This is a genomic window from Pedobacter antarcticus, assembly GCF_900103515.1.
Taxonomy (GTDB): domain Bacteria; phylum Bacteroidota; class Bacteroidia; order Sphingobacteriales; family Sphingobacteriaceae; genus Pedobacter; species Pedobacter antarcticus.
In genome coordinates this window covers 516,004-535,692 of record NZ_FNGZ01000003.1, presented here as the reverse complement: position 1 = coordinate 535,692, position 19,689 = coordinate 516,004, and the positions used below count along the sequence as shown (strand labels likewise).

Below are 19,689 nucleotides of genomic sequence, written 5' to 3'. Positions count from 1 at the left end.
AATGAAGCAGGTTGAAGACCAAGAGATATTAGCGAAGTTTTCTGTAGAAGGGACCCGTAACGAAGCCTTCAACCTGCTTATTTCTGCTTACCAGGAGAAGATCTACTGGCATATCAGAAGGTTGGTTATAAACCATGACGATGCAGATGATCTGGTTCAGGAAGTCTTTATAAAAGTCTGGAAGAATCTCGATAAGTTCCGCAGTGACTCCAAACTATACACCTGGATCTACCGGATCGCAAGTAATGAATCCATAACTTTTCTGAATAAAAAAAAGCAGCAGAATAATACGCCGCTTGATGAGGTATCCGAAGAATTAAAAGAAAGCCTGGTGGCTGCTTCTTATTTCAATGGCGACCAGATTCAGCTTAAATTACAACAGGCTATCCTCAGCCTTCCGGAGAAACAAAGACTCATTTTTAATATGAAATATTACGATGAGCTAAAATATGAGGAAATTTCTCAAATTCTGGGCACCACTGTAGGTGCATTAAAAGCATCCTTTCACATTGCTGTAAAAAAAATTGAAACTTTTATGCTGAATGAGGATATCAGCTATTAAACCTTTTGCCATTTTTTCAATCCATATACCATATAATTATAAGAATGGAATTCAGCTGGATGAAAAGCGATTCTATCCAACAGCATAATTAAAACCAGGAAACAAAAAAAAATGAAATACGAGGCAGATCACAAGGACTGGCAAATGGATGCACCTTATCTGGCATCATTGCCAAAGATAAATCCCTTTGTAGTTCCTGAAGGTTATTTTCGGGAGATACCACAATACATCAATGCTATGGTAAGAATTGATGCAATACATGCAGCAGACCCTCATAGTGGGTTTATTGTTCCTGAGCATTACTTTCAGTTGCTCCATTCAAACCTGTCGTCCCGCATTTTTTCTTCAGACCCTGCTTTTTCTATAAAATTTTCGGGAGATAAAAATGTATTCGCCACACCTGATGGCTATTTTGATCAGTTGCGTTCCAGAATTGAAAACCGCATCCAGCAGGAAGAGCAAATCCAGACCTCACCGTTAAAGGTCGTTGAAGAACAGGATCTATCTGAAGGAGTGAAAGTCCCGGTAAAAAAATTATGGCAGAGTGATTTCTTGAAGTATGTCTCTGCAGCCTGTATTATCCTGGTGACTGCTTTCGGATTATTTATAAATCAGCAGCAAAACTTAACAGTAAGTTCGGCTAGTGATGTAGCAAATGAACAGATGCTGTATGATATGGACGAGCAGGATATCATAAATAATATTGTTGGTGACTATCCTGATCAGCATGTATTAAACGCGGCACACACTGACCTGGAAAGCTATCTGATCAATAATTATTCTCAAAGCGATCTTAGTGTTGACCTTTAGCTTGTAAATGAGCCATATTTGTCCTGCAAAAGGACCTGAATAAATTAAATTTATGAAACCTATACTTGTATTTCTCTTTTTATCTTTTACATCCTGTTTTGCATTTGCCCAAAATCATCAGGGTAATCACCAGGATATTGAAAATTATAAAATTACTTATTTGAAGGAAAAGCTGGACCTCACTGCTGCTGAAGATAAAATATTCTGGCCTATCTACAATTCATGGCAATCAGAGCAGGGTGCACTGCGCAAAGAGCGGAAGGGAAAAATGATCAGTTTCCGCAAAAGCACCGATATCGAATCCCTTTCTGATACAGAGGTACAACAGCTGATTCAAAATGAACTCAACTTTAAACAAAGGGACTTAGACATTGAGAAAAAATACTATAATAAACTCAAATCAAGTCTGCCTATTAAAACTGTAGGTAAATACTACAGGGCACAGGAAACATTCAAAAGAGAATTACTGAGCAGATACAGGGATGGAAGAAAATCCTGATCTAAATTTCTTCCGTAAAATATGCCTCCGGTTTATTATTCTGATTTATCTATCACTTTTTGCTATGGCCGCTATCTCTTCTATTTACCTATTGAAAAACGCGATGCAGCAGCCTCCGGTTTCTGCAGTGGTTTTCTTTAAGTATATCCTGTTGGTCATAGTTTTTAGTCTGCTCTTTTTACGTGCTTTTTTTGCTGTATCATTACGTATTGAAAAGATAAGAGCGTTCGCAACGTCCACCCGAAATTTCAAGTGGTTATTTGGTATTTCTGCTTTGCTGGCTATCGGGGCAAATTTTGGCTGGTTTGATCAAACTGCAATCAAAAGAATTCATATACCGGCTGAACAGCTGATTATTCTGGTCCTGCTAGCCTTATTTGCTTTTGGGACCGACTGGTTTTTAAATAGTGTTTTTCCTGTTCAAGAAGAAACGGAAGAAGAAGCCGAACATGCAGACCTGAATTAAAATCACAAACACACCATATCATTGATCGGGAATACCCCTTGAAGTAAAATCTTCAAGGGGTATTCCCATTTTTAGCCGTTTTGAATCTCTACCAGGAGCAGGATTCAGTTATACCAACGGCGAATCACACCGTATTTTTTAAATGTTGATTAGACGTTTAATATAATATCTATATATTGTATTCTTATAGCCGAATATGAAAAGAACCTGTATCATTATTATATGCCTCCTGAGAATTTTTACGACGCATGGCCAATCACAAAAATTAAACAGCTTCCCTCTTTCTGCTGTCAGGATCCTCAATGGTCCTTTTTTGCAAGCACAGCAAACGGATATGAAATATATGCTGGACCTGGATCCGGACAGATTACTCGCCCCCTATTTAAGAGAGGCCGGTATTGAACCACAAAAACCTACTTACGGAAACTGGGAAAATACAGGTCTGGACGGGCATACAGCTGGTCATTATCTATCTGCACTTTCAAACATGTACGCAGCAACCGGTGATCAGCAGATACTGGACCGGCTAAACTATATGCTTGATTGGCTGGAAAAATGTCAGCATAAAAGTGGAGATGGTTATATCGGTGGCGTACCGGGAGGGAAAGCGATGTGGAAAGAAATTGCAGCAGGAAAAATTAATGCAGGCAGCTTTTCTTTAAATGACAAATGGGTTCCCCTATATAATATCCATAAACCATTTGCTGGCCTGATAGATGCATACCAGCTCACAGGTAGTCAGAAAGCGAAGGAAATATTACAGAAATACGCCGCCTGGGCCTATCAGCTTACGGCCGGTTTAACAGACGCGCAGATTCAGGAGATGCTGAGAAGTGAACATGGCGGAATGAATGAAGTGTTTGCCGATGTGTCAGCTATTACAGGCGATTCCAGATATCTTGCACTCGCCCGTAAGTTCTCTCATCACGTGATATTAGAACCATTACTTCAAAAAAAAGATGTTTTAACAGGAATGCATGCTAACACGCAAATCCCTAAGGTGATTGGCTTTATGCGTGTCGCAGAGCTTTCAAATGATAAAAGCTGGGAGGCTGCGGCCGGTTTCTTCTGGGAGACGGTAGTTAAGAACCGCACTGTTTCTATTGGCGGTAATAGCGTAAGTGAACATTTTAATCCTTCAGAAGATTTCTCGTCGATGATGGAATCCAGAGAGGGTCCGGAAACATGCAATTCTTATAATATGCTCAAACTGACACGCCATTTATTCCTGGCTCATCCTGCGGCATCTTATATTGATTACTATGAGCGTACTTTATATAACCATATTCTATCTTCGCAAAGTCCTACAGGAGGATTCGTCTATTTTACACCAATGCGGCCCGGCCACTATAAGGTATACTCAAAGCCACAGGAAGGTTTCTGGTGCTGCGTAGGTTCAGGCCTGGAAAATCATGGTAAGTATGGAGAATTAATCTATGCGCATAATGAGAAAGACCTTTTTGTTAACCTATTCATGGCTTCTAAGCTGGAATGGAAAGAAAAGAAAATGAGCCTGGTACAACAGACAACTTTTCCCGAGCAAGACCATACGTCGCTTTCTTTAAAACTGGCCAAATCCGAAACGTTCACAATTCATTTCAGGTACCCTGGATGGTTAGCGAAAAATGAAATGACCGTTAAAGTAAATGGGAAAAAGCAGTTAGTAGAGGTCGACAGTGCTTCTTATATAAGTTTAAACCGGAAGTGGAAGTCGGGAGATGTGATTGACATCCATCTACCTATGCATACGCAGGCGGAATTTCTGCCTGACGGGTCTGATTACGTCTCTTTTGTGCACGGCCCTATCGTACTCGCCGCATCAATGGGAACAGCAGATCTGGCTGGTTTAAAGGCAAACGGAGACAGGATGGCACATATCGCCAATGGCCCGTTATTGTCTGTGGAGGATGCCCCTTTAATGATCGCTGACAGAAACAGCATAGCAAAAGGGATTACAGATGAAAACCCGCCCATGACTTTTAAGGCCGCCAACATGATTTACCAGCAAGAATATAAAGGGCTGGAGCTGGTTCCCTTCTACAAGCTTAATGAAACCAGATATATGGTGTACTGGCCATTTACTAACCCGGAAAACCTTCCGGCATTATTAAATGCAAGAAAGGAAAAAGCTGCCGCAGCATTTGCTCTAGATGCAATAACGGTTGATAAAGTAAGTACCGGCGAACAGCAACCGGAATCTGATCACGGTTTTAAAGGAGAGAATACCTGGGAAGGTGTATTCAAAGACCGGCATTTCCGGACAGGCACAGGCTGGTTTAGTTATATCCTTAAAAATCCGGAATCTAAGGCTTCTGGTATACGGCTAACTTATTTCGGAAAAGAAAGTGACCGGAATTTTGAGATCTATGCAAACGATGTATTATTGGAGACAGTTAAGCTTGAAGGCAACAGGGGCGATCATTTTTATGATGTGACCTACGCCTTACCCGACGATAAAAAACAGCTGGAAATAGTGATTAAGCTGGTAGCCAGGCCTGGTTCTTCAATAGCTGCGATATACGAACTCAGACTGCTCAAATAGTGACAAAAAAAAAGCCTGTAATAATTATTACAGGCTTTTTCTATATATTAAGAAAAACTAAGCTTACAGTTGTTTATCTAATTTACCGGCTAATACCGATTTAGGAACTGCTCCTACTTGTTTATCAACTACTTCACCGTTTTTAAAGAATAACAAAGCCGGGATATTACGGATTCCGAATTGAGTAGAGATCTGCGGATTGTTATCCACGTTCACTTTACCTACAACCGCTTTTCCTTCGTATTCTTTTGATATTTCATCTACTACAGGACCTACCATGCGACATGGACCACACCATTCTGCCCAAAAGTCTACTAAAACGGGTTTATCTGATTTCAACACAACTTCCTCGAAGTTGGCATCTGTGATTTCTAAAGCCATAATTATTTTTTTATTTACACAAAGATATAATCAATTGTAATGCCACCACGTTTTACCGTGCCAAAATGACATTAGTTCAACTTACAATGGACAACATTCAAACTCTTAATTTGTTCTAGAAATTGATTAGTAGGATTGATCTTCAGCGACTTAGAAGGCAATTCAAGACTAACCTGCTGCTCTCTGTCGTATACCGTAAAATTAAGCATACAATTTTGCTGCTCGGTATTCTCCTGATTTTCGGCAATCAATTCGTAAATCTGACTAATGATCTGATCACTAATGCCCTGAATAGGTATCTGCAGCGTAATACTCTTAGCCAACTTCTCTCTCAGGTCAGACAGCAATGCAATGGACGTGATCTTAAACTCCCAGTCGCCTTCTTTTCTGAAGCGTTCAGCTACCCTGCCCCTAATCTGCAGAAAGTAACCTTCCGTCATAAACTGTTTAAACTTGACAAAATCTTCGCCAAACAAAGCCAATTCACAACTGTCATTGTAGTCTTCGAACGTAATGGTACCAAATGGCTTACCTGTTTTTGTCATTCTCTGTGCTGACAATACGACAAGTCCTCCCACACAGAGTTCCCTGTTCTTCACCTGTTCAAACTCTGCCAGAACTTCTTCATTGGTATCGCCCATTCTAACTTTATTCACCATCGACAGCTGACGTACTGTATGCTGACAGAACTCGTCAAGTTCCAGTTTATAGTTATCAAGTGGGTGTCCGCTCAAAAATATACCGATAGCATCTTTTTCATATTTCAGCCGGTCTATCAGACTCCATTCTGCTGCCACAGGCAACACCGGTTCCTGGATCATATCTGCAATAGTACCACCGAAAAGTGAGGATTGTGTAGAAGATTCACTATTCTGGAAATCATTGGAATATTTGATCAGCTTCTCAATCCCATTCATCTTGTCATTCATTCCAACAAAAAAGTATTGCGCACGATGATAGCCGAAGCTGTCAAAAGCTCCGCTGTAAACAAAACTTTCATAGGCTTTTTTGTTTACTGTACGGGTATTGGAGCGGCGTGAAAAATCGTGTATAGTCAGATATTTACCGCTCTTATTTCTTTCTTCTATAATACTCTCGACCGCTTTCTCTCCCACCCCTTTAATACCGGAAAGGCCAAAACGGACTTCCCCTTTATTATTCACGGAAAATTTCAGAATGGATTCATTCACATCTGGCCCAAGCACCTGAACGCCCATCTGTTTACATTCTTCCATGAAAAAGGCTACCTGCTTGATATCGCTCATATTATTCGTTAATACCGCAGCCATATATTCGGCCGGATAGTGGGCTTTGAGATAAGCGGTTTGATAAGCGATCCATGCATAACAAGTAGAGTGAGATTTGTTGAAGGCATAGGACGCAAATGCCTCCCAGTCTTTCCATATTTTCTCCAGTGTAGCTGGTGCATGCCCCTTCTCTGCAGCTTGTGCTACAAACTTAGGCTTCATCTTGTCCAGTACATCTTTTTGTTTTTTACCCATTGCTTTACGCAGAACGTCAGCCTCACCTTTGGTAAAGCCAGCCAATTTCTGCGACAGCAACATCACCTGCTCCTGGTAAACGGTAATTCCATAGGTCTCCTGCAGGTATTCTTCACAAGCATCAAGATCATACTTAATTTCTTCCTCCCCATTTTTTCTGCGGACAAAACTTGGAATATACTCCAGCGGACCCGGCCTGTATAATGCATTCATTGCAATTAAATCTCCGAATACAGTTGGCTTCAGTTCTTTCATGTATTTCTGCATTCCACTGGACTCGTACTGGAAAATACCAATGGTTTCCCCGCGCTGGAAAAGCTCGTAAGTTTTAACGTCATCAATCGGAAAATGATCGGGATCGAGCTGAATACCCGTACGAAGACGAACCAGTTTAACGGTATCTTTAATCAGGGTTAATGTCTTTAGCCCCAAAAAGTCCATTTTCAGCAAACCGGCACTTTCAACAACTGAGTTGTCAAACTGAGTCACATACAGGTCTGAATCCTTGGCCATAGCCACAGGAACATAATTGGTAATATCATCGGGAGTAATAATTACGCCACAGGCATGGATACCTGTATTTCTTAAAGAACCTTCCAAAATTCTGGCCTGCTGTATAGTCTCTGCACTCAGACTTTTAGACTCCGCAAGATCTTTCAGTTCTACAACCCTTTCGTATTCGTCCGCACGCAATACCCCTTTAAGCGCCTTTTCATCCAGGTTAAAAATCTTAGCCAGCTTCAGATTCGGAATCAGTTTGGCAATCTTATCTGCCTCAAAAAGTGGTAGATCAAGCACCCTGGCCGTATCTTTAATGGACGATTTTGCAGCCATTGTACCATAGGTGATGATCTGCGCAACCTGATTAGCACCGTATTTATTGATTACATAATCCATAACACGGCCACGTCCCTCATCATCAAAATCAATATCTATATCGGGCATGGATACCCGATCCGGATTCAGGAAACGCTCAAACAGGAGATCATATTTAATGGGATCTATATTCGTGATCCAAAGACAATAAGCAACTACAGAGCCCGCAGCGGAACCCCTTCCCGGACCTACAGACACATCCAGATTCCTGGCTTCCCTGATAAAATCCTGTACAATCAGGAAGTAACCCGGATAACCGGTCTTTTCAATAGTCTGAAGTTCAAAATCCAGCCGCTCTATAATATCAGCTGATAATTCACCGTATCTCTTTTTCGCACCCTCATAGGTCAGATGACGCAAGTAAAGGTTCTCTCCCCTCTTTCCACCATCATTTGCATCTTCTGCGACAATAAACTGTTCAGGAATATCAAACTTAGGTAAGAGTACCTCCCTGGCCAGTTTGTAAATTTCGATCTTATCTACGATTTCCTGAATATTAAAGATGGCTTCTGGCAGGTCTGCAAACAACTTTTTCATTTCTGCTGAAGATTTGAAATAGTATTCCTGATTTGGCAGACCATAACGATAACCACGGCCACGGCCAATTGGCGTGGCCTGCTTCTCCGCGTCTTTTACACACAATAAAATATCATGCGCATTCGCATCCTTCTTATTAATATAATAGGTGTTATTGCTAGCTATAATTTTCACTTCGTGCTTACGGGCGAGGCCAACCAGTGCTTTGTTCACGACATCTTCATCTTCCTGATTATGCCGCATTACCTCTATATAGAAATCGTCACCGAATTTCTCTTTCCACCAGAGCAGTGCTTCCTCTGCCTGATTTTCCCCCATATTCAATAACTTACTGGGCACTTCGCCGTACAAGTTACCTGACAACACTATGATATCATCTTTATACTGTTCGATAACCGCTTTATCTATTCGCGGCACATAATAGAACCCTTTGGTATAGGCGATAGATGACATCTTCGCAAGGTTGTGATAACCTCTTTTATTCTTGGCCAGCAATACCACCTGGTAGCCATTATCCTTCCTTGATTTATCGAGATGATTTTCGCAAACAAAAAATTCACAACCTACAATAGGCGTTATTGCTTGTTCTGATCCGGCTTCTCCCTTCTCAATCGCAGCCTTATTTCTGGCCTCAACACCTTTGTTATGATTTAGAACCTGATTTACAAAGTGAAATGCGCCCATCATGTTCGCATGATCAGTCATCGCAACTGCAGGCATACAGTCTGCCGCTGCAGCAGCAATTAAACCGGGAATATTTATGGTAGATTGTAATACAGAGAACTGGGTGTGGTTGTGCAGATGCACATAATTAGCCTCCTGAAGTTCTTTCTGATTATCCTGAAGTGCTTGTTTTGTAATCCCCGGACCTTCGGCTTTAGCTTGTCTTTTACGAATTTCGTCAGAAGCGGCCTTCAGGTTAATATGTTGCAGACCTACTCCCGGAATAACACCCGGATTGATCGTTCTGAACTGTTCGAGGTAATCTGGTGCAGCCTGTAACTGAGCGGTACTGAATGTACCCATTTTCAACAGCTGCAGGAAACAGCGTGTAGTAGCCTCTACGTCGGCAGTAGCATTATGCGCTTCTGCAAAGGGAATACCAAACAAATAATTATGGAGTTCGGTTAGCGTCGGCAATTTGAAACGCCCCCCCCTTCCTCCAGGGATTTTTAACAGGTCTGCAGTAACTTCTGTACAGGTATCCAGCACAGGCATAGTCGCCATCGGACTCTCTATACCCAGTCTGTAGAACTCAGCCCCCATAATGTTAACGTCAAAACCAACGTTCTGACCGACTATGAACTTCGCTTTGGATAATACTGTATTGAATCGCTCCAATGCATCAGCCAGCTCAATCCCCTGTTCTGTAGCTAATTCTGTAGAAATACCATGAATACGCTCTGCATCATAAGGGATATTAAAACCATCGGGTCTAACCAGAAAATCCTGATGCTCTATGAGTTTTCCGGATTCATCATGTAACTGCCAGGCCAATTGTATACACCTGGGCCAGTTATTACTGTCAGATACGGGTGCATTATAATTAGCAGGTAGTCCGGTGGTTTCGGTATCAAAAATTAAATACATAGATGGGTAATTAAGAATCCTGGCTGATTAAGCCTGATAGACAAAATTACGTTTTTTTAAATCGCGAATAAAGGATTTTTAAGAAATGGCATTACTAACGCCGGATATGCTTTGGTAGAATGCGCCAAACACATTAATGAGATTTAAGATTTAATTTGAGTTCCAGGAAGCATCTTGATGAGAAGATTTCCCAGCGTGTGGATTGACATGAGGCTGACGAACGAGTTTCGCTATCTCATACCCTTTGCGACGACAGCGTTCGATGATTTCTGCTGCTAGTTCTTCATCCAGAAATGGTTTCCTGGACAAGATGCAGAGCTGCTTTTGCTTGGGATGTCCAACAACAGCATATGAATAATCTTCTGCCAGTTCTATAATCCAGTAATCCATTCTTACCGGCCATACAAACTGTGATTTCATCTCAGCATTCCCAGTTCCCCGGACCACAAAAAGTTTCGACCTCACATATTTTTGACCGTCATCGCCTGGTAACCGGTACGTGGTAAAGACAGCGTAATAACCATCAGGATGAATTACATAGGTTTCCGTATAGTATCTCTCCAGCTCTTATCTACTGTTGCGGGAAGCGCATATATGACAAACCACCTTCCTGCATAAGACATGATATCGACTTTTTCTACCGGTGTATTATCCATGATATGATTTAATGTTTTGCGGATATAAAGCAAATGTAAATTCTTTAAGATAAAACCACGAAGCATACATAAAGTTTTAAAAAGCGTTTTTTAAAACTCCCTTAATTTTTCTACCTTGTGCGAATTGTCAGGCGTTTTAACGGGTGTTTTTTAGCCCCAAATTTCCTGATATATTTGATCATCATTTAAATATTAACTATGAAGATTACGGTTGTAGGTGCAGGAGCCGTCGGTGCTACCTGTGCAGATAATATCGCCCGCAAAGATCTGGCTGAAGAGTTGGTTTTATTAGACATCAAAGAGGGTTTTGCCGAAGGTAAAGCCATTGACATGATGCAAACTGCTGCTTTACTCGGCTTCAATACCCAGGTAAGCGGAGTAACTAATGACTATAGCAAAACAGCAGGCTCTGCTGTCGCAGTAATTACTTCCGGTCTTCCCCGCAAACCTGGCATGACACGTGAGGAACTCATTGGAATTAATGCTGGTATTGTTAAAGGCGTTGCTGAAAATATCCTGAAATATTCACCGGATGCGATTATTATCGTGATCAGTAACCCGATGGATACAATGACTTACCTGGCTCTGCGTTCTTTAGGTCTTCCTAAAAACAGGATCATCGGTATGGGTGGTACCCTGGACAGCGCACGCTTCAGGTATTACTTGAGTGTTGCCCTGAAATGCAATGCCAACGACCTGCAGGGATTTGTAATCGGCGGACACGGAGATACAACAATGATCCCACTGACAAGATATGCAACTTACCAAAGTTTACCGGTATCGGAATTACTTGATGAGGCTACTTTAGCAAAGGTTGCTGCCGATACAATGGTAGGTGGAGCGACGCTAACCGGCCTGATCGGAACTTCTGCATGGTACGCGCCTGGTGCTGCCGGAGCTGCTCTGGTAGAAAGTATCGTCCGTGACGAGAAAAAATTATTTACCTGCTGTGTATCTCTGGAAGGAGAATATGGTCAGCAGGATATCTGCCTGGGTGTACCGGTAATCATCGGCCGTAACGGATGGGAAAAAATTATAGACTTTAAGCTGGATGATGCAGAGAAAGCTGCATTTGCCAAAAGTGCTGACGCAGTCAGAAGCATGAATGCTGTACTTAAAGAAATGAATCTTATCTAAATGCAGCGGATTAAAATTCCTTTAAGGCTCATTAGCCTTAATGATGACGGTTTCCACCTTTTGGTGGAAATTGTTGTTTACGGGCAGAAAAGCTGGGCTGTACTGGACACCGGCGCCTCACGTTCTGTATTTAATAAATCGTTTATTCAGCAATACAGTCTTGACTATGCGACTACAGAAACAGGAGCCACTACATTATTCAGTACGACCGATACCGTCCAGACCGTCTTCCCGAAACTTAAGATCGGCAAGCTAAAAATCAAGAATTACACTGCTGTCGGCCTTGACCTGGATTCGGTAAATGAGGCGTACCAGCAAATGGGGCACCCTGCTGTGGTAGGAATCGTCGGTTGTGATATTTTGCAGACCTACAAAGCGATTATCAACTGTAGCAAGCTGCATATGACATGCAAGCCCAGCTTCGCAAAGAAGAGTAAGAAAAATAAAAAGAAGTAGAATAAGATTTTAACAAAAAAAGGTTCCTCTATTATGGAGGAACCTTTTTTGTTTAATATGTTTTTCTGACTATGCGTCGATCTTAGCATATTTTGCATTACGCTCAATGAACTCTCTTCTTGGTGCAACCTCATCTCCCATTAACATAGAGAAAGTATGGTCACATTCTACAGCATTTTCAATTGTAGCCTGCATTAAAGTACGTGTAGCCGGATTTAAAGTTGTTTCCCACAGTTGTTCTGCGTTCATCTCTCCTAAACCTTTGTAACGTTGAATATGTACGCTTTCTTCTTTACCCTGTCCTTTAAGACGTTGAACAGCTATATCACGCTGCTGATCATTCCAGCAATATTCCTGCTCTTTACCTTTTCTAACCAAATAAAGTGGTGGCGCCGCAATATAGACGTAACCGGCTTCGATAAGTGCTTTCATATATCTGAAGAAGAATGTCAGGATCAGTGTCGTAATGTGTGATCCGTCAATATCAGCATCCGTCATAATCACAATCTTGTGGTAACGCAGCTTAGTTATGTTTAAGGCTTTATCATCTTCAGGAGTACCGATACTTACACCTAAAGCAGTAAACATATTCTTGATCTCGTCATTTTCATAGATCTTATGTTCCATTGCTTTCTCAACGTTCAGAATCTTACCTTTTAATGGAAGGATAGCCTGGAAATTACGGTCACGGCCTTGTTTCGCCGTTCCACCCGCTGAATCTCCCTCGACAAGATACAATTCGCATTTAACCGGATCACTATCAGAACAATCTGCAAGTTTACCAGGTAAACCCGATCCACCCATTACGCTCTTACGCTGAACCATCTCACGGGCCTTCCTTGCTGCAGCTCGCGCTGTTGCTGCCAGAATAACCTTATTAACGATCATTCTCGCTTCTTTAGGATATTCTTCCAGGTAAATACCCAATGCTTCACCAACTGCAATATCGACAGCCCCCATAACCTCTGTATTACCCAGTTTAGTCTTGGTCTGTCCTTCAAATTGAGGCTCCTGAACTTTTACAGATATAACCGCAGTCAGTCCTTCACGAAAGTCATCACCGGTAATCTCAAACTTCACATTTTTCAGTAATCCAGATTTCTCAGCATAGGCTTTCAATGTACGTGTCAGACCTCTTCTGAAACCTGCAATATGCGTACCCCCTTCATGTGTATTAATGTTATTCACATAAGAGTGTACATTTTCTGCGTAACTGTCATTGTATTGCAGTGCAAGTTCTACAGGGATACCGTTTTTAATTCCTTCTACATAAATAGGTTCAGGAATAAGGGAAGGGCGTCCGCCGTCAAGGAACTGTACAAATTCTTTTAATCCGCCTTCTGAATGAAATACTTCATTCAAAAATGTGCCATCTTCCAGCTCTTCACGTTCATCTGTCAGCGTAAGCGTAATTCCTTTATTCAGGAATGCAAGTTCTCTCAGACGTGAAGCTAAAGTATCATAACGGTACTCTGTAGTCTGTGTGAAAATTTCGTCATCCGGTGTAAAAGTGATGATAGTACCTCTTTTATCAGTTGTACCTACTACTTTAACATCATATTGAGGTTTACCTTTGCTGTACTCCTGAACAAAAACTTGTCCTTCGCGATGTACTTCGGCCTTCAAATGAATAGAAAGTGCATTTACGCAACTTACACCTACACCGTGCAAACCGCCAGATACTTTATAAGTGTCCTTATCGAATTTACCACCAGCATGCAGAACCGTCATAACGACTTCCAGTGCTGACCTGTTCTCTTTCTTGTGGATTCCTGTTGGAATACCCCGGCCGTTATCTTCCACGCGAATGGAATTATCTTTCAGGATATTAACATAAATGGTATCGGCATGGCCGGCAAGTGCCTCATCGATAGAGTTATCTACTACCTCGTATACTAAATGGTGTAAACCTTTAAATCCTGTATCTCCTATATACATCGAAGGGCGCTTACGCACCGCTTCTAAACCTTCTAATACTTGTATATTATCTGCCGAATAATTTGACTTTGAATCTTTTTCTTCGCTCATAAATGTTAATAAAAAATAAGATTCAAAAATAACCATTTAAGCCCAATTAAAGGCAAATGTGGATAACTATTTGATGCTAAACCGCTAATAATGACGCAAAAAAAACTACATATTTAGGATACTAATTTTGAAATTTTATATTTGCTGAAATTTGAATTGAAAACATTTAATAAATTACCATAAATGAACAACAAATCCTTTAAACTAGGCACTCTGGCTACAGCTGTAGCATTAGTTTCCGTAATGGCATCCTGCCAGAATAAAGACAATGGCGCAGCGACAGGCAGTACCGCTAAAACTGAAACAGCTTCAGTTAAAAGTGGAGAGCCGATTGTTTACGTTGATTCGGACTCTTTATTAACAAAATACCAGTATTTCAAAGATTTAAAAGTGAAACTGGATGCAAAATCTAAATCTGCACAAACTGACCTGGCTTCTAAGCAACAAGCCTTTCAACGTGAAGTAGCGCAATACCAGCAATCACAAAATACGATGCCTGCTGACCAACGTGCTTCTACTGAAGAAAGATTAGGCCGTAAGCAACAGGAATTACAGACTTATCAGCAAAACGCAGGTGCAGCATTACAAAATGAGCAAGCTGAAGAACAGGAAAAACTGTACAACAAAATTGCAGATTACCTGAAAGTATATGCTAAGGGTAAAGGTTATAAAATGGTGCTGACTTACCAAAAAGGTAACAGTGCAATCCTATTTGCTGATGCATCACTGGATGTTACAAGTGAAGTTATTGTAGGTTTAAACGAAGGTTATAAATCAGACAAAAAATAAACGTCACGGTATTAAAACAAAAAATCCCTGCCATATAGCGGGGATTTTTTGTTTTAATTGTATTGAATAAGTATCCCGCACTAGATTATTTATCTTCCTCAAACAGGTTATCTGTAAGGTCGTCAATTTCACGCCTGTCCCTCTTAGTCGGTCTGCCTGCGCCTCTATCTCTGATCAAAACCGGAGAATGAAATACAGATTTATAACCTTGTGTTTCTTCCAGTGGAGTAATATCTTTGTATTTGGTTACCGCAATCTTTGACTCCACTCTGTTATAAAGGAGTTCTACTACTTCTATGATTTTCTTTTCTATACCTTTAGATACCTGATAAACATCTCCCGGTTTAACTATCGCCGAAGCTTTGATATTTTGCCCGTTCTGTTTTATCCTTCCAGCTTTACATGCTTCAGTTGCTAAAGTTCTGGTTTTAAACAATCTTATTGCCCATAAGTATTTGTCTATCCTTAGTTTTTCCTGCTCTGCCATAAAAATCAAAAATACAGCAATAAAAGATCGCTCAATACATAAAATTCATTTATTTTGCGAATAAATAAAATTTAACAATGATTCAGGATTTGAAAAAATTAATCGAGGCTGCCTGGGAAGACAGGACCTTGTTAGAATATCCACAATATTGTGAGGCGATTGAAACCGTAGTCATGCACTTAGACAGTGGTGAAATGCGCGTTGCAGAACCAGTATTAAATTCATGGGGAATTAACGAATGGATTAAAAAAGCGGTTATCCTTTATTTCCCGATCCGGGAGATGAAAGAAATTCAGGCCGGTCCTTTCGTGTTCCATGATAAAATGAAATTAAAAACCAATTATAAAGAACTAGGTGTACGTGTTGTACCTGGAGCAAGTGCGCGTTTTGGTGCGTATATCGCTAAAGGTGTAATTCTGATGCCTTCTTATGTGAACATTGGTGCTTATATTGATGAAGGTACAATGGTTGATACCTGGGCGACCGTTGGTTCATGTGCACAAATTGGGAAAAATGTTCACTTAAGTGGTGGTGTTGGTATCGGTGGTGTACTGGAGCCGATTCAGGCTGCACCGGTTATTATCGAAGACAATTGCTTCCTTGGTTCAAGAGCAATCGTTGTCGAAGGTGTGAAGGTAGAAACTGAGGCTGTTTTAGGCGCGAATGTAGTTTTAACTGCTTCAACGAAAATTATCGATGTTTCTGGCAGCACTCCTGTGGAATATAAAGGCGTTGTTCCGGCAAGATCTGTAGTTATTCCTGGGAGCTATACTAAGAAATTCCCTGCTGGTGAATACCAGGTTCCTTGTGCGTTAATCATTGGTAAACGTAAAGAATCTACAGATAAAAAAACTTCTTTAAATGATGCGTTGAGAGAAAACAATGTAGCTGTTTAATCAGATCTGGCCAGGGTTTTGTAAATGTGCAAACATTCAATACTCCTGGCCAATCTTATTTTTCAGATTTAATCTTCCGCCCCCCGGCAGATAATTCATAAGACTCGAAGCGAAGATCCCAGCTTTCATTATGTGTATTTTTCATTCTTCCGCCAGCTTGTCGAAATATGGTGCGCATAAATAAATTAGTATAGCAAAAGCGAAATGAAACCATGAAAATAGGCTTTGACGGAAAACGGGCTGCGAATAACCTGACAGGTTTAGGTAACTACAGCAGATCCCTGATTGAACAGTTAGCCGGATATTTCCCGGAAAACACATATTTTGTTTATACGCCTAAAATTAAATCTTCCGGACAGATCGGCGCTTTCTTCAAGTTACCGGGCATCCATTTGTGTCTTCCGCCTTCAGGCACCTTACTGAAAGCATTGTGGAGAAGCATTGGTATAGGCAGGCAGCTGATAAAAGATAATATCGACATCTACCATGGCCTGAGCAATGAAATCCCTTTGCAGATTCCCGTAGGTACAAAAAAAGTTGTCACCATCCATGATCTGATCTATTTGCGTTTCCCTCAGCATTATCGCTGGACGGACCGTCTCATTTATAATATTAAAAGCAAATATGCCTGTCGGCATGCAGATCTGATTATTGCTATTTCAGAAAGAACAAAAGAAGATATCATCCATTACTATCAGACGCCTGCAGACAAAATCAAGGTGCTCTACCAGAGCTGTGATGATAGTTTTAAAACACTTTTACCTACAGATCAGAGAAATGCTATTCTGAGTAAATATAGTCTGACAACGCCCTCGGGGGAGCCTGTAAAATACATTCTTAATGTCGGTACTATAGAGGCCCGGAAAAATTTATTGCTGATCATTCGCGCTTTACCAAAAATAGACACTGCCTACAAACTCGTTGTAGTTGGAAAAAAACAGGCCTATGCAGTCCAGGTTGCCGAAGAGATCTCAAAACTGCAATTACAGGACCGTATTATCTTTCTCGAAAACATTCCTTTTACCGACCTGCCTGCTATCTATCAGGGTGCCGCTTTATTTATATATCCTTCATTTTACGAGGGTTTCGGTATTCCGGTTATTGAGGCCATGTACAGTGGTATTCCAGTTATTGCTGCGACAGGATCTTGCCTGGAGGAAGCTGGCGGGCCAGATTCCATTTATATCAGTCCGGATGATCCAGAGGCTCTTGCTGAAGCCGCGAACAAGGTTATACAATCGGCAGAACTTACATCGCAGATGATTAGCGCTGGTTTTAAATACCTGGAAAAGTTTAATACAGCCGGATTGTCCTCTCAGCTGATGTTCGCCTATCGGGATCTGATCTATAAGTCCTGATTCCTGCGGAATATTTAATAAATTCGCATATTATGTTAAAGCAGGAAATAGAAAAGGCACTTAGTGTGCTTAAAAATGGTGGAATAATCCTATACCCTACTGATACAATCTGGGGTCTGGGCTGTGATGCAACGAACCCGGAAGCTGTCGACAAAATCAGCAGGCTGAAAGGACGTGGTCAGGATAAGAGTTTCATCATTCTACTGGATAATGATAATAAGCTGCAGAGTTATGTAAAAGAGGTACCTGAAGTGGCTTATGATTTGATTGAATACGCAGAAAACCCACTGACAATCATTTTTTCCGGCGCAAAAAATCTGGCGCCGAACGTGATCAATTCCGATGGATCAATTGGCATTCGTATTGCAAAACATGAGTTTGTCGAGTCGCTGCTTCAGCGATTCCGTAAGCCTATTGTGTCTACTTCCGCTAATATTTCCGGCCACCCTTCCCCTGCTTTTTTTGATGAGATTGAGGAAGAAATTATCAATGGTGTCGACCATGTGGTCGATTGGGAACAGGAAAACAGAACTCCGCGCAAACCATCAACAATCATGAAACTGGGACCATCAGGTCAATTTTCCTTCATAAGGAAGTAAGTTTTTGTACTTTTGCAAATCCATTTAACCTTTCTGGGGTTGACCGGGTAAACAATTATATACACATTGAAAAATAATCTAGAACACCCTGTTTTTAATATCCTTGCCGATATCGCTGCTGAAAATAACATTGAGGCGTATGTGATCGGTGGTTATGTCAGGGATATATTTCTGAACAGGCCTTCCAAAGACATTGATATCGTTGTATTGGGGAACGGAATTGAATTTGCAGAACTCAGCGGCAAACAGCTGAAAAGCAAAGTTTCCGTATTCAAGAGCTTTGGGACTGCTATGTTACGTTACAAGGATCTTGAAATAGAATTTGTAGGGGCAAGAAAAGAATCTTACCGGGCTGATTCCAGAAAACCCATCGTAGAAAACGGTTCTATACAGGACGATCAGCTAAGAAGGGATTTCACCATCAACGCACTGGCTTTATCGTTAAATAAAAACAACTTCGGACAACTGGTAGATCCTTTCATGGGACAGGAAGATCTGGAACGAAGAATCATTCGTACTCCACTGGATCCGGAGCTTACCTTTTCAGACGATCCGTTGCGTATGATGCGCGCAATCCGTTTCGCAACCCAGTTAAATTTTGAAATAGAGGAGTCTGCATTGGCAGCTATCGCAAGTCAAAAAGACCGGATCAGCATTGTTTCAAAAGAACGTATCACCGACGAACTGAATAAAATCATCAGCGCACCGGTTCCATCTATAGGATTTAAACATTTATTTAATACAGGTTTACTCCAATTGATATTTCCGCAAATGGCAAATTTGTATGGTGTAGAGATCATTAAGGGTAAAGGTCATAAAGATAACTTCTATCATACGCTTCAGGTGCTGGATAATATCTGTACAGTGACTTCAGACCTGTGGTTAAGGTGGGCAGCGATTTTACACGACATTGCAAAACCGCCCACTAAACGTTTCGAAGAAAAACAAGGCTGGACGTTTCACGGGCATGAGGACCGGGGAGCGAAAATGGTACCTCAAATTTTTGCTCAATTAAAACTTCCGCTGAATGAAAAAATGAAGTTTGTTCAGAAATTGGTTCAGCTGCACTTGAGACCAATCGTACTGGCACAGGAGGTCGTAACCGATTCTGCGGTAAGGAGACTGCTCTTCGATGCCGGAGACGATATCGAAAGTCTCATGCTTCTCTGTAATGCAGATGTAACCACTAAAAATGAATATAAGGTAAAGAAATACCGAAACAATTTTGAACTGGTTAAACAAAAATTGAAAGATGTAGAGGAAAGGGATAAAATCAGGAACTGGCAACCTCCGGTAACGGGTCAGGATATTATGGACTATTTTGGTCTGCCCGCCGGAAAAGAGGTCGGACTGATAAAAAATGCAATCCGCGAAGCGATTCTGGAAGGTGATATAACCAATTCTTATAGTGACGCCCTTGCTTTTATGCTAAAAAAGGGCAAAGAGTTCGGTCTTAGTCCTGTCAGAACCCCGGATTCTGCTAATTAATATATTTAATTTTTATAATTTTATAGATCG

Annotated in this window: 18 protein-coding genes; 12 read left to right on the top strand and 6 right to left on the bottom strand. The window is 41.1% G+C overall.

Going from position 1 to position 19,689, the window contains the following annotated elements; all coding sequences use genetic code 11:
• The first annotated feature begins 1 nt into the window (after position 1).
• The 5 genes from BLR53_RS09620 to BLR53_RS09600 all read left to right on the top strand — a co-directional run bounded on the left by BLR53_RS09620 (position 2) and on the right by BLR53_RS09600 (position 4,879).
• Entirely contained in the window at positions 2-562 is a 561-nt protein-coding gene (locus BLR53_RS09620) for an RNA polymerase sigma factor (RefSeq protein WP_037439842.1), read from the top strand.
• 111 nt (positions 563-673) lie between these two features.
• Positions 674-1,372 (top strand): hypothetical protein, encoded by a 699-nt coding sequence (locus tag BLR53_RS09615; RefSeq protein WP_074589194.1) that lies wholly within the window; start codon positions 674-676, stop codon positions 1,370-1,372.
• Positions 1,373-1,424: 52 nt separating this feature from the next.
• Positions 1,425-1,871 (top strand): hypothetical protein, encoded by a 447-nt coding sequence (locus BLR53_RS09610; RefSeq protein ID WP_037439845.1) that lies wholly within the window; start codon positions 1,425-1,427, stop codon positions 1,869-1,871.
• Positions 1,855-2,337 carry a hypothetical protein gene (locus BLR53_RS09605; RefSeq protein ID WP_037439847.1) on the top strand — a complete coding sequence of 161 codons (483 nt, stop codon included), beginning with the start codon at positions 1,855-1,857 and terminating at the stop codon, positions 2,335-2,337. The genes BLR53_RS09610 and BLR53_RS09605 overlap by 17 nt, the downstream gene beginning before the upstream one ends.
• 196 nt (positions 2,338-2,533) lie before the next feature.
• Positions 2,534-4,879, top strand: coding sequence for a glycoside hydrolase family 127 protein (locus BLR53_RS09600; protein WP_074589191.1), 2,346 nt, complete (start codon positions 2,534-2,536; stop codon positions 4,877-4,879).
• Between the two features lie 63 nt (positions 4,880-4,942).
• On the opposite strand, the gene trxA is transcribed toward BLR53_RS09600, so the two are convergent.
• The 4 genes from trxA to BLR53_RS20225 form a co-directional block, all read right to left on the bottom strand.
• Complete coding sequence (trxA, locus tag BLR53_RS09595) at positions 4,943-5,260, bottom strand: thioredoxin (protein WP_037439851.1); 318 nt, start codon at positions 5,258-5,260, stop codon at positions 4,943-4,945.
• Positions 5,261-5,331: 71 nt separating this feature from the next.
• Entirely contained in the window at positions 5,332-9,765 is a 4,434-nt protein-coding gene (dnaE, locus tag BLR53_RS09590) for a DNA polymerase III subunit alpha (protein WP_074589189.1), read from the bottom strand.
• Between the two features lie 150 nt (positions 9,766-9,915).
• On the bottom strand, positions 9,916-10,299 hold the full coding sequence (locus BLR53_RS09585; RefSeq protein WP_244889474.1) for a lipocalin family protein: 384 nt from the start codon (positions 10,297-10,299) through the stop codon (positions 9,916-9,918).
• Entirely contained in the window at positions 10,299-10,421 is a 123-nt protein-coding gene (locus tag BLR53_RS20225) for a hypothetical protein (RefSeq protein ID WP_280513382.1), read from the bottom strand. The genes BLR53_RS09585 and BLR53_RS20225 overlap by 1 nt, the downstream gene beginning before the upstream one ends.
• Positions 10,422-10,619: 198 nt before the next feature.
• On the opposite strand from BLR53_RS20225, the gene BLR53_RS09580 reads away from it, so the two are divergent.
• Together BLR53_RS09580 and BLR53_RS09575 are read left to right on the top strand one after the other, a co-directional pair.
• Positions 10,620-11,558 carry a malate dehydrogenase gene (locus tag BLR53_RS09580; RefSeq protein WP_037439855.1) on the top strand — a complete coding sequence of 313 codons (939 nt, stop codon included), beginning with the start codon at positions 10,620-10,622 and terminating at the stop codon, positions 11,556-11,558.
• Positions 11,559-12,014: an aspartyl protease family protein gene (locus tag BLR53_RS09575; RefSeq protein ID WP_051759783.1), complete on the top strand. Its 456-nt coding sequence runs from the start codon at positions 11,559-11,561 to the stop codon at positions 12,012-12,014.
• 69 nt (positions 12,015-12,083) lie between these two features.
• On the opposite strand, the gene gyrB is transcribed toward BLR53_RS09575, so the two are convergent.
• Positions 12,084-14,042, bottom strand: coding sequence for a DNA topoisomerase (ATP-hydrolyzing) subunit B (gyrB, locus tag BLR53_RS09570; protein ID WP_037439870.1), 1,959 nt, complete (start codon positions 14,040-14,042; stop codon positions 12,084-12,086).
• Positions 14,043-14,225: 183 nt separating this feature from the next.
• On the opposite strand from gyrB, the gene BLR53_RS09565 reads away from it, so the two are divergent.
• A complete protein-coding gene (locus BLR53_RS09565; RefSeq protein ID WP_037439857.1) occupies positions 14,226-14,831 on the top strand; it encodes an OmpH/Skp family outer membrane protein in 606 nt (201 codons plus the stop codon).
• A gap of 85 nt (positions 14,832-14,916) precedes the next feature.
• Here the strand turns inward: BLR53_RS09565 and BLR53_RS09560 are convergent, their stop codons facing one another.
• Entirely contained in the window at positions 14,917-15,318 is a 402-nt protein-coding gene (locus tag BLR53_RS09560; RefSeq protein WP_037444008.1) for an RNA-binding S4 domain-containing protein, read from the bottom strand.
• 77 nt (positions 15,319-15,395) lie between these two features.
• Between BLR53_RS09560 and BLR53_RS09555 the strand changes: the two genes are divergently transcribed.
• The 4 genes from BLR53_RS09555 (at position 15,396) to BLR53_RS09540 (ending at position 19,659) form a co-directional block, all read left to right on the top strand.
• Positions 15,396-16,214, top strand: a complete 819-nt coding sequence (locus tag BLR53_RS09555) for a 2,3,4,5-tetrahydropyridine-2,6-dicarboxylate N-succinyltransferase (RefSeq protein ID WP_074589187.1) — start codon at positions 15,396-15,398, stop codon at positions 16,212-16,214.
• 212 nt (positions 16,215-16,426) lie between these two features.
• Positions 16,427-17,572, top strand: coding sequence for a glycosyltransferase family 4 protein (locus tag BLR53_RS09550; RefSeq protein ID WP_074589184.1), 1,146 nt, complete (start codon positions 16,427-16,429; stop codon positions 17,570-17,572).
• 32 nt (positions 17,573-17,604) lie between these two features.
• Positions 17,605-18,171 carry an L-threonylcarbamoyladenylate synthase gene (locus BLR53_RS09545; RefSeq protein WP_074589182.1) on the top strand — a complete coding sequence of 189 codons (567 nt, stop codon included), beginning with the start codon at positions 17,605-17,607 and terminating at the stop codon, positions 18,169-18,171.
• A gap of 66 nt (positions 18,172-18,237) precedes the next feature.
• Positions 18,238-19,659, top strand: coding sequence for a CCA tRNA nucleotidyltransferase (locus BLR53_RS09540; RefSeq protein ID WP_037444000.1), 1,422 nt, complete (start codon positions 18,238-18,240; stop codon positions 19,657-19,659).
• Positions 19,660-19,689: the final 30 nt, after the last annotated feature.

Coding starts and splice junctions, on each gene's coding strand:
- BLR53_RS09620 (WP_037439842.1), top strand. CDS start 2: ATGAAGCAGGTTGAAGACCAAGAGATATTAGCGAAGTTTTCTGTAGAA.
- BLR53_RS09615 (WP_074589194.1), top strand. CDS start 674: ATGAAATACGAGGCAGATCACAAGGACTGGCAAATGGATGCACCTTAT.
- BLR53_RS09610 (WP_037439845.1), top strand. CDS start 1,425: ATGAAACCTATACTTGTATTTCTCTTTTTATCTTTTACATCCTGTTTT.
- BLR53_RS09605 (WP_037439847.1), top strand. CDS start 1,855: ATGGAAGAAAATCCTGATCTAAATTTCTTCCGTAAAATATGCCTCCGG.
- BLR53_RS09600 (WP_074589191.1), top strand. CDS start 2,534: ATGAAAAGAACCTGTATCATTATTATATGCCTCCTGAGAATTTTTACG.
- trxA (WP_037439851.1), bottom strand. CDS start 5,260: ATGGCTTTAGAAATCACAGATGCCAACTTCGAGGAAGTTGTGTTGAAA.
- dnaE (WP_074589189.1), bottom strand. CDS start 9,765: ATGTATTTAATTTTTGATACCGAAACCACCGGACTACCTGCTAATTAT.
- BLR53_RS20225 (WP_280513382.1), bottom strand. CDS start 10,421: ATGGATAATACACCGGTAGAAAAAGTCGATATCATGTCTTATGCAGGA.
- BLR53_RS09580 (WP_037439855.1), top strand. CDS start 10,620: ATGAAGATTACGGTTGTAGGTGCAGGAGCCGTCGGTGCTACCTGTGCA.
- BLR53_RS09575 (WP_051759783.1), top strand. CDS start 11,559: ATGCAGCGGATTAAAATTCCTTTAAGGCTCATTAGCCTTAATGATGAC.
- gyrB (WP_037439870.1), bottom strand. CDS start 14,042: ATGAGCGAAGAAAAAGATTCAAAGTCAAATTATTCGGCAGATAATATA.
- BLR53_RS09565 (WP_037439857.1), top strand. CDS start 14,226: ATGAACAACAAATCCTTTAAACTAGGCACTCTGGCTACAGCTGTAGCA.
- BLR53_RS09560 (WP_037444008.1), bottom strand. CDS start 15,318: ATGGCAGAGCAGGAAAAACTAAGGATAGACAAATACTTATGGGCAATA.
- BLR53_RS09555 (WP_074589187.1), top strand. CDS start 15,396: ATGATTCAGGATTTGAAAAAATTAATCGAGGCTGCCTGGGAAGACAGG.
- BLR53_RS09550 (WP_074589184.1), top strand. CDS start 16,427: ATGAAAATAGGCTTTGACGGAAAACGGGCTGCGAATAACCTGACAGGT.
- BLR53_RS09545 (WP_074589182.1), top strand. CDS start 17,605: ATGTTAAAGCAGGAAATAGAAAAGGCACTTAGTGTGCTTAAAAATGGT.